General features: G+C 42.4%; 9 protein-coding genes. 5 read left to right on the top strand and 4 right to left on the bottom strand.

Annotation, left to right across the window (positions count from 1 at the left end; all coding sequences use genetic code 11):
- Positions 1-5: 5 nt before the first annotated feature.
- Together MKY84_RS00975 and garR are read right to left on the bottom strand one after the other, a co-directional pair.
- The gene (locus tag MKY84_RS00975; protein WP_342527147.1) at positions 6-1,442 is read right to left on the bottom strand and encodes a four-carbon acid sugar kinase family protein; all 1,437 of its coding nucleotides are present in this window, start codon (positions 1,440-1,442) and stop codon (positions 6-8) included.
- On the bottom strand, positions 1,432-2,334 hold the full coding sequence (gene garR / locus MKY84_RS00970) for a 2-hydroxy-3-oxopropionate reductase (protein ID WP_342528829.1): 903 nt from the start codon (positions 2,332-2,334) through the stop codon (positions 1,432-1,434). Before garR ends, MKY84_RS00975 begins: the two co-directional genes overlap by 11 nt.
- Before the next feature lie 163 nt (positions 2,335-2,497).
- Here garR and MKY84_RS00965 point away from each other — a divergent pair, with 163 nt between their 5' ends.
- The 5 genes from MKY84_RS00965 (at position 2,498) to MKY84_RS00945 (ending at position 9,649) form a co-directional block, all read left to right on the top strand.
- Positions 2,498-3,109 (top strand): GntR family transcriptional regulator, encoded by a 612-nt coding sequence (locus MKY84_RS00965; RefSeq protein ID WP_342527146.1) that lies wholly within the window; start codon positions 2,498-2,500, stop codon positions 3,107-3,109.
- Between the two features lie 92 nt (positions 3,110-3,201).
- A complete protein-coding gene (locus MKY84_RS00960) occupies positions 3,202-4,716 on the top strand; it encodes a hypothetical protein (RefSeq protein ID WP_342527145.1) in 1,515 nt (504 codons plus the stop codon).
- Between the two features lie 15 nt (positions 4,717-4,731).
- A complete protein-coding gene (locus MKY84_RS00955) occupies positions 4,732-5,550 on the top strand; it encodes a S1C family serine protease (RefSeq protein ID WP_342527143.1) in 819 nt (272 codons plus the stop codon).
- Positions 5,551-5,733: 183 nt separating this feature from the next.
- Positions 5,734-7,032 carry a diguanylate cyclase gene (locus MKY84_RS00950; protein WP_342527142.1) on the top strand — a complete coding sequence of 433 codons (1,299 nt, stop codon included), beginning with the start codon at positions 5,734-5,736 and terminating at the stop codon, positions 7,030-7,032.
- A gap of 145 nt (positions 7,033-7,177) precedes the next feature.
- Positions 7,178-9,649, top strand: a complete 2,472-nt coding sequence (locus tag MKY84_RS00945) for an EAL domain-containing protein (protein ID WP_342527139.1) — start codon at positions 7,178-7,180, stop codon at positions 9,647-9,649.
- Between the two features lie 205 nt (positions 9,650-9,854).
- Here MKY84_RS00945 and cydC read toward each other — a convergent pair whose 3' ends face one another.
- Both cydC and cydD read right to left on the bottom strand, forming a co-directional pair.
- Complete coding sequence (cydC, locus tag MKY84_RS00940) at positions 9,855-11,540, bottom strand: thiol reductant ABC exporter subunit CydC (protein WP_342527137.1); 1,686 nt, start codon at positions 11,538-11,540, stop codon at positions 9,855-9,857.
- Positions 11,512-13,242 (bottom strand): thiol reductant ABC exporter subunit CydD, encoded by a 1,731-nt coding sequence (cydD, locus tag MKY84_RS00935; RefSeq protein WP_342527136.1) that lies wholly within the window; start codon positions 13,240-13,242, stop codon positions 11,512-11,514. Before cydD ends, cydC begins: the two co-directional genes overlap by 29 nt.
- Between the last annotated feature and the right edge of the window lie 205 nt (positions 13,243-13,447).

Here is a 13,447-nt window from a genome sequence, read left to right as displayed (position 1 = left end):
CCCCTTTAGTTTACATGAGTTTCTAACATCTGAACTACGTCTTTCAATGTTTCTACCGATCCTACGTTGCCTGGAAAAATGATATACGGCAAGTGTGGGAAGCGACTTTCCTCCCCAGTTGTCCACACCGGTACACCAGGTGCTACTTGACCAGCTACTGTCGCACGCTTTACTTCTAAACCACGTGTCCCGATATCACTTGACGTGATCCCCCCTTTGGCAATCAAATACCGTGGAGTATGAGCAAAATCATGGACGATGGATGTAACGGCTTCTGAGATGCGAACCGATAACTTAAGTTCTTCCTCTTCCATCCCGGGACCTAAGTCAAGACGCTCACGTTTTGTATAAACGACAGCAGTTTTGCCATTAGCGACGAACGTTTCTGCAACCGTGCGGGCACGTTCTACTTCTTGTGCAAAAATGGCGGCGTCTTGAACGAGGTGTGCGTCTAACTCGATAAATGCCAGTTCGTTTAAAGAACGTAAAGCATCAAGTTGTTGCGTTGTCTTTTGAACGTGCGAGCCCACCATGATCAGTCCGCCATGGGAAGACGAAGCATCCGTCAATTCTTCAGCTGTAAGAAGAGGTCGGGACGAGATATTGCCAATGACCTTAGTGAATGTTGCGGCTGTCCGGTACAAGAACTGTTTCCCTTGAGCTAATGCTTCAAGAAGAGCAATGCTAAAGATTTTCACGTCTTGCTCGGTCAGAGCGTTCACTACGACCTTCTGGAAGTCATGAACACCCATGAGCTTCGTCACCATCGACTCGGTAGAGAGTGCGCGAATTTCTTCAAGTGTGATGGAAACGGTTTGTTCTTTTGGAAACGCACCGGCAGTCTTTTCTTCAATGTAGTCTCCTAAGTGGCTAGCTTGGTACCCGAATGTCCGGTCTTTTGCGAATTCCGTCTCTCCGGCAGGAATCATTTCTTCTCCCTGTACAACATAGTGGATGTCATCTACAGTGAGGCGGCCGCCTTGTTCAAAGAATGGCAACAAGATTTCCCCGTCGATTTTTGTAGTGCCCTGTTTTTCAATCGTTTCACGAAGAGTGGCTGTCTCAAGAGGGTAGTGTCCTCTAAGTGTAGAATCGCCACGACTGATCAAAAGGTAGGGAGTATCCGTAAGTTTTGAGATTTTCTCTATACGTTCGGCAATCTCAGCATGAACATCCTTTGTTTCTTGCGCTGTAAATGCACGGGAATTCGTTAAGATGAAAAACATCTGACTCTCTTCTTCGAACCCGGCTCGAATGGATGTCTCCGTCCAGTCCGTGTAGACCGACACACCGTGCACAGTCTGGACACCAGTTGGATCATCATCTAACACAATGATTTTGGAAGAAATCTTTGCGAATGCTTTATCAAATAGAGAATCTACTTGGGCGCTATCAACTGTGGCATAAGCAGCGAGTGTCTGTGCTAAGTTTTTAGTTGTCATTCTTTTCACCAACTGTGAAGTTTGCTAGTTTTTCATAGTGTTGAATTAAACCACCGTGGTCATCGGCTGCTTTGCCATCTGCTTTCATCGAGTGGAACATTTCAAGCACTTGGCTTGTGAGCGGAAGGGGCACTTCAAGTTCATGTGCCGTCTCCATAACATTTGTTAAGTCTTTGGCATTGATGTCGATACGTCCGCCGGCTACAAAGTTTCGCTCTAAGATGAGTGGCACTTTGGCATCGAGCACTGCACTTCCGGCAAGACCGCCACGAATGGCTTGGTACATCTTGTCGATATCGATTCCAGCTTTCGCCGCTAAAATCAATGCTTCAGACATAGCTGCGATGTGCACATTCACTAAAATCTGATTGGCAAGCTTGGCAGTTGTTCCACTTCCTGTGTCGCCAACATGTGTCACGACACTTCCCATTGCTTCAAGGACTGGGCGAGCTTGTTCAAAGTCGTTTTCTTTTCCGCCGACCATAATCGCTAATGTACCGTCAATTGCTTTTGGCTCACCACCACTAACGGGTGCATCTAAGAAACCGATAGAAAGTGTTGCAAGCTTAGCTGCAATCTCACGTGATGTGACAGGCGAGATAGAGCTCATGTCAATTACGATTGCTCCCTCGGAAGCGCTTTCGTAAACGCCATTTGTATCAAACAATACGCTCTGTACGTGGTTTCCGTTTGGCAACATAGTGAAGATAATATCTTTCCCTTGCGCAGCTTCACGTGGAGAGCTGGCTCCTTTTGCACCTGATTGTTGCATTTCTTCGATAGCGCTTACATTTATATCAAAAGCAGTTACGTTATAACCGGCCTTCAGTAAGTTCTTCGCCATCGGTCTACCCATAATGCCAAGACCAATAAATCCGATATTCACTGAAATTCCTCCTCAAATTATCTGTCAATTGAAGTTATTGTACACAATATATTTTATTTTGTATACAAAAAATAATTAAATGTATACAAAATTATCACTGGGAATTCCTAGACATCCCCTCTATACTAGTAATAGTAAGGGTTTTAGGGACGTGAGGAGTCGAATGCAAATGACTACAAAATCAATAATGGCCTATAGTCAGGCCTACACATATATTCGGGATCAGATTTTGACGGGTGAATTACCACGTGGTACCAAACTGGTAGAGGAGAAATTAGCGGAAGAAATCGGTGTAAGTCGTACACCGGTTCGTGAAGCGATTCGAAAGCTCGAACAGGAAGGCTTGATTCAAAAGAAGCGTGTGACCAATCCTACTGATACGGATTTGCGTAATCTGTTTGAAGTGCGTATCTTATTGGAGAGTTATGCAGCACGTATAGCGGCTACATATTTGAGTGAAGAATTGCGTCAAGAATTGCGTCAGTGCGTAATTGTGGGGAGAGAAGGCACACCAGAAGAGGTGATGGAAGCCAATGCGCGTTTCCATGATATCATCGTGCAAGCAACGAACAATCCGGTCATGGTCGATACGATTGAGCGCATGCAGTCAATCATTTATTTGTTCCGCAAGACGGTCGTGTATCAGAAACGACCATTTTTGATCGATGAGCATGATGCGATTTGTTCGGCGATTGAAGCTCATCAAACAACTGAAGCTGAGCGATTAATGAAAGAACATTTAGAAGCAGATTTGGATTTTTGTCTGCACATATTGCGGTAACCAGCACCTTCACTGAAGGTGTTTTTTTATCTAAAATTTGACACTTTTTCCATGTGTAATCGTATATACTACTAATAGATAGGAGAGATTGAATGAAGAAATTCGCAGCAAACCTTGCAGTGTTAGTAATAGGTCTAGTGTTTTTAGCTGCAAGTGGCTGGTTTATTTTCCAGCATGATGCAGTGACAGGAATGCTTTGGGCAATCGGCTTATGGTGCATTCCATTTGCTTTCTTCATCCTTTCGATTGTCGCGCTAGTCAACAAAGGATTGCCGAAATTTTTCATTCCCTCGCGACTTGCGGCTTCTGGTCTTTTTGCATTGTCCCTAACACTTGGAGCTAGTATCGTGATGCTGGCATTTGCCAATGCGTTTGTCATCGAAATAGGAGAGCCAGAAGAAGATGCAGCTGCCAAAATCGGGTGGTTCGGGAAATGGACCGGCTACACAGACCTGCAAGAAAACTTAGAAGAAGTGGAAGGCGTGTACGCCACCTATTACGTAACTCCTGAGAACAAAGATAAGGTCAAAGAAATTGAACGTATGATGCCACTCATTGAAAAACGTTTAGATATGTATTTACCAACTCTAAATGCATCACAAAAGCCAGAAATTGAATTGCACCGGGATGCTTCAACACTTCAATTACTCGGGGACGGCGACATGCTAGGTGGGTTTTACACAAGCATCACCGAACGCATGCATATTCATGACAATAATCAGTACTGGAAAGAAATCTTGATCCATGAGTACGCACATTACCGAATTCACCAATACCAACTAGAACAAGCAGGTGAAGCACTACTTCTTCCAATTTGGCTAGAGGAAGGGTTTGCCGACATGGTAACAGGCACTCTGGTACTTGGTCCTTTTGATGCTTATCAAGATCTTCCATTGGAAGAGGTCCACAAGAGTGGGAGTCGTGCCACCACCGAACTCAATGGCGTTAGTTTATATATATACGGTCAACTGCTCGTGACAGAACTGACACGAAAAGGCGGCGTGGAGCAACTTCAAAACTGGTTACTAGAAGAAGATACTGACCAATTAGAACGAGAGTTTCGAGACCTTTATGAAATGACAGAAGAACAAGAAATTCAACGTGTGATTATTGAGGAGTATCAAAAACAACTGACCATTTCAGCTGAAAGTCGAATGGATGCTGCTACGAATCATTTTGAAACTTGGGAACAACAACTCGAAGTATTGAAAGAAAAGCTGTACCTCCCGATGTATATTCAAGCAATGGAGCACTGTTACCGATTGTTTAAGAATGAACTGAATTTTGAGGAAGCTGCTCAAGTACTTAATCTTCTGGAGCAAACGGACATTACAAGGTCTCCAGATGAAATGAAACAAGAACGGGCTATGCTTGAAGCAGGAAAAGGGAATTTAGATGAAGCTGTCCATCTCCTTGATGAGCTTACAAGCACTCAAGCGGAAGGCGTTCGTCTGTTACTTCTTCAGCAAGACAATTTAATATTGAAGCAACTGATTGAAGATCCGAAAAATCCAGAGGTGGCCTTTTATTTACAAGAAAGACCTTTTTTTGGACAGGGAACTAACGAGTGGTTGGACCAAATTCAACAAATCTACAGTAACGAATGAATGTGAGGAACCCAGATGAATACAGAAAATGCAACGAGAAAAGGTAAAATCAAACCTTTCCTGAAATCAACGTCACTTGTAGTACTAGGTGTTTTGCTCGGATTAAACCTTTCGGGATTCTACTTTAATCAGCCAGAAACAAACACTGATACAGTCAGTTCGGCTATTGCTACGACCGCTGTAGTACAATCTGATAATTACAGCGAACTAATTAAATCCCTCTCTCCACAAGTCGTCACTATTTACACGGAAACAGGGATGGGATCAGGTTTTCTCTATGGAGAGGAAGGTTATGTAATTACCAATGCTCATGTCACACTAGATGGGACAGAAGTAGAAGTCTGGAACGCTTATGGCCACTACTCAGAGGGCGAGATTATAGGAATCTCTGAATTCATGGACATTGCTCTTGTAAAGGTGCCTGATTACGTAGGAGAAGGAGGATTAGCAATAGATCGTGAAGCCATTATTCCAGTAGGATCTCCCATTCTTACAATTAGCGCACCGTATGGTTTAGAGCACACTGCATCATTAGGGTACATTACAGGGAGAGAGCGTAACCTTGAGATGGAATCGTCGTCTTCTTACAATCAGTTTATCCAGTTTGATGGACAGGTCGGTCCTGGTAGCAGTGGGGGGCCATTGTTTGATCGGGTGTCTGGTGAAGTGATTGGCATCATTACGCAAACAGGTGGGGACTACGGAGAAATCAAATATGCGATTCCTGTAGAAGATGCTTTGTACTATGTGGATCGTTGGATGAAGACACCAATGGATAGTAAAACTATTGAAGAGATTCAATCAAACTTAAAACAACTATATGAGTGGGAATAAAGAAAGCCCTTCTTCAAACTAAAGGAAGAAGGGCTTTGTTGCGCATAAATATAGAAAATCTATCATAAAAGTAATATAACGTGTCACAAATTACTCACATTATTTGCGTAATATTCGATTTTTACCGGGTAAATAGTATATAATCAAACCAATTATTGTTTTTTTGGAGAAGGGGAAAAGGGGATGCAGACATTCTTCGATACATATTTGTCCGAAGGGTTAAGAATGATTCGTCTGTTTGATTATGTGGATGACCTAGTGTTTCTAATGAAAGTAGAAGAGCTCGGGATTTCCTACCACTACATCAATCAAGCAGTGAAAAACGTGCTTTTATTTGATGATGCTACCATAAATAGGACGCTTCACGAGGTTATTAATGACGCAGAGGAAGCAGATTTATTAGACGCCCAATATCGGCAAGTAGCCACTTCACGAGAGCCAGTTAAGTTTATTCACGAGCTCGTGAACCCTACTCGAAAGTTCATAGGAGACACGACTCTCTATCCTGCCTTTAATGAAGAAGGCGAATGTATTTATATCCTTGCCATTGTCAAAGACATTACCGAAAAACATCAATTAGAAATAAAGTTACGTGAAAATGAAGCACGTTATCGACTGATTGCTGAAAACTCGTTAGATGTCATCAAATTGATCAATCCCCAAGGAATTATTGAATATGTGTCGCCATCAAGTGAAGTGATTGTGGGCTTTTCTCCTTCCGCATACATGGGTAAACACTTTAGCGAATTTCTCATTGAAGAAGAACGTGAAACGATTTTAGCAAAATTTGAGCAAGTACTTTTGGAAGCTAAGTCTATCACAGTAGAGGTAAAGCATCTACATGAACAGGGGCACTATATTTGGATGGAAATCATTGCGACCCCTATCCTAGAAAATGGCGTTGTCACTCAAATTGTGACATCAGCAAGAGATATTTCAGAACGAATTGAATACCGAGAACAACTTGCGCGCATGGCGTTCCATGATTACTTATCAGGGCTTCCCAATCGAAGACTTTTCGAAGACCGCCTGAAGATGGCTCTAAAGCATGCAGAGAGACATGGTGAACGCGTGGGTCTCATAGTTATTGATGGGCGTAATTTTAAGAGAATCAATGATACGTACGGTCATGAGGTGGGAGACGAAGTTATCAATAAGATTGCGCGGCGTTTGGAGCTAGCTGTTCGTCAAGTAGACACAGTTGCACGATTAGGTGGAGATGAATTTGCAATCGTCTTACCAGAACTTGCTGAGGAACGTGAGGCCATCTTTATTGCTGAGCGCATTGTAAATGTCTTTGAAGAGCCTTGTCGCATAGGCGAACACTTGATTGAGTTCAAAGTCGATTTAGGAATTGCTGTCTATCCAGATCATACACAAGATCAAAAAGAACTGATTCGCTTAGCTGATCAAGCGATGTATTCTACTAAAGCTGACAATAAATCTAGTTATCATATAGCTTCGCCACTAGGAGTCCGCTAGGAGAGAGATACTAAGGTCTGACATGTTCAGGCCTTTTTTGTTGTAACTTTTTAGCTGATTTACTCTCTATTCCTTACTATTTGCTATAATAAGAATAATTATAAAACTATTCTAAAACCTAATTAGAAAAGGGGGTGACATCTCCATGGATAAAACTAAATTAACTGCTTCGATGGATTCACTTTTCGGGATTGAGGATTTTCAAGTGATGTTACGAAGAATGCCAGAACCACTCTGTATTTTGTCGAGTACCCATGAACAAAAACCAAATCGTTTCCTATTCGTCAATAAACGTGCAGAAGACCTACTCCTATTATCGGAACAAGAACTGCGTACCTATTCGTGGTCAGAGGTTTTTGGCTTTGATGCTCAAATCAATCTCCAAGAGATGGAAGAGCAAACAGCTTCTGAACCGTTTACCTATAAACGATCTCCTTTGAGTAAGCAGCTAAAAGGTCATGCTTTGCGTATTAGCCTTCGTGACTTTCAAACACAGGCTGGGGAAACTTATTTTCTTTTGACGATAATCGATGCAACTGAGCATTTTCAAACAAAAGAACAACTGCGCGTCACCTCATCTGAATTTGAATCTTTGTTTAAGTTCAACCCCAACATCATTTACGCTATTAGTAAAGAAGGCTTGATCACAAATCTCAATGATGCAGGCTTGAAAAGACTTGGTTATTCGCGAGACGAGATGATTGGTAGGGATTTTAAAGATCTTATTATAGAAGCCGATTTAGAAAAAACCATAGCCCTTTTCTCAGAAATACTAAAAGGTCATGTTCAAAATTTCTTTATTCAACTTAAAGATAAACACAATAGCCCGTTTTCTGTGGAAATCACAGCAGTACCCATTATTGTTGATCAAGAAGTAACCGGTGTCATCGGCATGGCGCAAGATATTTCGGAACGATTAGAGATGGAAACTAAACTCCGAGACAGTGAAGAAAGCCATCGTGCCTTCTTTGACTACAATATTGACCCAGTTATTACATACGATTTGCAAGGATGCTTCCTAGCGTTTAATAAAGCGACAGAAGATATTCTTGGTGTGGAGCAAGAAGCGCTAATAGGACAGTCATTCTTACCCTTTATTGAAGAGGAACTGCGCGAAAGTACTTGGCATCATTTTCAACAAGTACTAAATGGACAGCCTTATCAGTATGAAACAACGGCACTTAATACTGAAGGGGAACGTACACATCTGCATATCACACTTATTCCGGCATTTGTGAATGGGGAGCTACTTCATATTCATTGTATTGGAAAAGACGTGACAGTGTTGAAGAGACATCAAGAGATGATGCGTCATATGGCGTATCATGACAATTTGACGGGTTTAGGGAATCAACGCTTGTTTAATGACGAACTTAGAAGTTTGTTGAAGCAGCATACATCAACTGAACTAGGCTTATGGATTGTCGATCTGGACCGTTTTAAATTCATCAATGATCACCTTGGTCATGAAGCTGGGGATCAATTGATTACATCCTTCTCCGAACGACTTCAACGAATCATTGGTTCCCGAGGACAAGTCTTCCGCTATGGCGGTGATGAATTTGCTATTATTACACCGCACACTACAGAGTTGGCTACCAGACTTCTAGCTGCAGAAGTCATAGGAGAATTAAGTAAGTCCTATGAAATTGAGGGCTTTCATACAGTACTCACCGCGAGTCTGGGTATCAGTTTTTATCCACGGCATGGAGCAGACGAGCGGGAAATAATTCGAGCGGCTGATCATGCCATGTATCACGCCAAAAAACACGGTCGTAATACATTTCAATTATACTCCTCTGATATTGCAGGACTGGCTCATAGTGATTTACGAATGGAAACACTTTTGCACAAAGCGCTTGAAAACAAGGAGTTTGTTCTTTATTATCAACCCCAATACCATGCAGCAACCAATAAAATTCACGGCATTGAAGCGTTAATTCGATGGAACAACCCAGAACTTGGCGTCGTCCCACCTGATGCCTTCATTCCGGTTGCAGAAGAAACGGGTATGATTGTTCCTATAGGGGAATGGGTGATAGAAGAGGCCTGCAGGCAAAATATGGCTTGGCAAAAAAGAGGGTTTCCGGCCACCCCAATCTCTGTGAACATGTCTTTACGCCAATTCTATCAGTCAGATTTAGTGGAGAAGATAAAATCGATCTTGAAACGAACAGGACTAGGACCACGTTGTCTTATGCTTGAAATTACAGAAACTATTGCCATGCAAGAAGATATCGCATCAGATATTTTGCGTGAACTGAAAGAGCTTGGCGTACGAATAGCTATGGATGACTTTGGAACTGGCTATAGTTCGTTAAAATATCTCCAGACGTTCTCTATTGATCATATAAAAATAGACAAAGCGTTTACAGATAAACTAGATACGAAAGAAGGCCGCGCTATCATTGCTACAATTATTTCATTAGGTCATCATTTAGATATGACAGTTGTAGCAGAAGGCGTTGAGACACCAGATCAAGTACAAGAGCTGCGTCAACTGGGCTGCGATGTCTTCCAAGGCTATTACTTTAGCCGACCTCTACCAGCAGCTGATGTAGATGACCAATTATTTAAGAAATGTAAACAGAACGGTAAAAAAACATATATCTATTGACTGCTATGCTGAGTGGAGAGGAGGGGCTGACTCCAGTGGGATCAAAAGTCGGAACGTGAGACCCCGCAGGAGCTTGCGACGAGGAAACTCACGACGCGCCCACGGAACGCAGTCCCGGAACGGAACTCAGCATACACAAACAAACAGTAGATTCTTTGGAACCTAAAGAATCTACTGTTTTATTTTTATCCATCCTTGTTTGGTTTTAAACTATAGAATCTTCAATAGTCTTCATTTCATGAAAGACACCACGCTTAGCTAGCAGTTCCTGATAAGTTCCTTTTTCAACTACCCGGCCATGATCCATTACCACAATCGAATCCATACGCTCCAAGTCAGAGAGCTTATGACTAATCAAAATAACGGTTGAATCTTTTGTGTGTTGCCACAAGGCCTCTGCCAAACGCTCTTCTGTCTCATAATCCAAGCTTGTAAAAGGTTCATCTAACAAATAGATAGGAACTTGTTTTAAAAACAACCGAGCCAAGGAAAGGCGCTGTTTTTCCCCACCTGACAAATTTTCTCCCTTTTCAAATACGTTTGCATCTAAACTGATAGTTAATTGAGCTTTCTGCAATGCGAGTTGCAACTCTTCATCTGTAGCTCCTGGCTTAGCGATCAGTAAATTATCACGAATAGTGCCATAAAAGAAGTGGCTACTTTGAAGTTGTATCCCAAGTTGTTGCCATAACGTCTCGGGAATTACGTTATGAGTTGATTGACCGTTGACCCGCACTTCTCCAGCGCTTGGAAGTACCATGCCCGCAATCAAATGTAGCAAGCTGGATTTCCCAGAACCACTCGCACCTACAATAGCGGTACGAGAACCAGAGGGAAAGTTTAATGATGTTTGATTTACAGAATAGCGATCAATTCCAGGATAGCTGTAAGATAAGTCGCTAAGCTCTATCTCATACGTGGCGGATAGGGTTAGACTATTATTTCCTGCAAGTTGTTCAGGAGCCACAACATCATTCAGGCGTGACATAGCTTGACGACTTTCATGCAAATGGCCAGGCAACCCGGCGATAGGAACTGCTGTATCAAATGAGGTGAGTGCTACCAATGTTAGCATCGCAAGAAACAATCCATTCAGTTCTCCTATTGAAACGAAGTAGGCTCCAATGGCTAGAATAACTAGCGCTGTAAAAGAGGCCACTGTCGCATTAACAGTCTGACTCCATAACTGTGTCTTAGCCGCTTGTAGCTGTTCCGCTACATAGAGCTGTTGCGTCTCTTTGAGCTGTTGATTTTTGACAGCTAGTTGATTATGGAGTTTTAACTCTCGAAACCCTGCCAAGTATTCAGCCGCATCGGTCGCAACAGCCGCCCGCTTTTCAAGTACGTTATTTTGGCGCAAACGCCCTGCAAACAAAGCAGGTACCACAACGGCAATCAGTAAAAATCCTACTACCAATACAAGTGCCATCCAGATGGAAAAGAATAACGTGAAAAATATCGTGGCCATAAATACGACAGCTGTCACGAGCGGTGGATAAAGGACACGCAAAAAGAAGTTTTGTAAAACCTCAACATCTCCAACAAAGCGCGTTAGTAATTCGCCACTTCTAAAGCGAGTAAATAACTGTGGAACTAGAGGGTCAAGCTGTGCAAAAAAATGTTGCCGAATTCGGCTTAGTGCTCCAAATGTCACTTGGTGAGAGATCAATCTTTCAAAATATTTACTAGTAGATTTAACAGCCCCAAAGAGTTTTAAAAATGCCGTTAAAATTAAGATTGTATAAAAAGGTGGCGCAAGTGCAGCTTTTGAAATCATATAGCCGCTCTGGGCAAATAATGCAATTGCCGTAATTCCACTAACAGCGCCAAGGCTTATGGCAATAAGCGCATCTTTTCGTTCTTCAAGTATGAGTTGAAGTAGCATCTTCATTCGGCTGACCTCCTTGCACAAGTGCTGCGTAGTAGCTGCTTTTCTCGAGAACTTGCTCAGGTGTGCCTAAAGCCACTAAAGCTCCCTCAAGAATGACGGCAATTTTATCCGCTTTGCGAATCGTAGGAAGACGGTGAGCGACGGTAATGACGGTAGCTTGCTTTGCCAATCGATCCATAGACTCTGATAGAATACGCTCTGTCTTTACATCTAATCCGATCGTCGGTTCATCGTAAAAGATGAGCTTCGGTTTTTTCAAGAAGGACCTAGCTAGCGCAATTCGTTGTTTTTCCCCGCCTGACAGACCTTGACCGCCTTCACCAACGATTGTCTGCCACCCATTTGGGAGAGTGGCGATTAACTCATTTAGTCCAGCTGAAGTGACTGCTTCGGACAATTCAGTGTCTGTAGCAGGAGTGCCCATCTCTATATTTTCACGGATAGTGCCCGCAAACAGATAAGGATGTTGTGAGATATAAGCGGTATGTCCCCACCAACTGCTTTCGTCGATCGTCTGCCGTTCTTTGTCATTGATAGTGATGACGCCCTGCTGGGGTTCATACAAGCCAGATACTACATGAAGTAAAGTTGTCTTCCCTTGACCGGAAGGACCAATAATCACAAGGCGTTCATTTGGCAAGGCTTGAAAATGGTCGACGGTTAAAGTAAAGGAATCCCCATAAGAAAATGTCACATTGTTCATTTCTAAACGAATAGGTACGGGCACAGGTGTAGTGCCCCATTTTACGGGGTATTCCTGTTTCTCTAGTTCTTTTTGCAGCTTTTCAGATGCTGCAAGACTTCCTCTACCGGTGTGGAACGCAGCCCCAAGTTCTTTTAAAGAGTTATAGTATTCTGGCGCAATTGCTAAAACGAAAAAAGCGGGGGCAAATGCCAGAGTTTCAAAAACTAGCATCTGAAATCCTATTTCAAGTGCCAGTAATCCGATACCTAGGGTGATGATCAATTCGATAAAAAAAGTAGAAGCAAAAGCGATTTTTAAAATAGATAGCGTAGTACGTTGGAATCCTGCATTGCTCTCTTTTAAAACATCTGCTTGTTCTTTCCCGCGTCCAAAGAGCTTTAAGGTCTGCAGCCCCTGCAAAATATCAAGAAACTTTCCGGAGAACAAAGAGAGTTCGGCTAACTGACGTTCAGACTTTTGTTGGGTCTTCAGCCCGACAAGAATATAGGAAAGTGGAATGAAAGGGGCCGTGATCAACATGATCCAGCCGCTATTCGGGTTCACCCAAAAAACACTGATCAAGATAGCTACTGGTACTAAGGTTGTTTTAATGACTTGTGGGACGTATTCACGATAGTAAGGATCTAATTGGTCTACATAATCGATAAGCGTCGTTAGCCGATCCCCCGATTGGGAAATCCCACTTTGTTGAAGTGGCTGACGGCCCCATTTCGTGATGAGTTCAGCACGCATCGATTCACGAACACGAAATGACAGACTAAGGCCTATACGAGCATTTAGATAATTGATCAAGGCACGAACAATAAGAAATGCGACTAGGGCAAGAAGGTACGGCAATGCATCTTTAAATGTGCTTTGTTGAATAAATGCCCCATCCACTACTTGAACAATTGCATAGCTCTGTCCAATAATTGTGAAAGCTAAAAGTAGCGTTAGAAGCATAAGGAGTAGTAAAAATTTTCGGTATTGTAAGGCCCATGTTTGTAGTGTTTTCATTGGGTTCACCTCTTATGTTCTAGTATACGGATTTTCGTAGAAGGATACGCTTCAAAGGTCTTACATCTAGGAGGGAATATGAGAGAATTGTGACTATCTTTTTTTATTCAGAAAATTCTTTCTAAATTTGCATGTTTTTATACATTTTGCACAGATTTCTTTTATACTTAAAGATAAGAAACTACTACTACGGCTAAAATAACGG

The sequence above is a fragment of the Chryseomicrobium sp. FSL W7-1435 genome (genome assembly GCF_038595005.1).
Taxonomy (GTDB): domain Bacteria; phylum Bacillota; class Bacilli; order Bacillales_A; family Planococcaceae; genus Chryseomicrobium.
The sequence above is the reverse complement of the archived record's forward strand: the minus strand, read 5'-3'. Positions and strand labels throughout refer to the sequence as shown.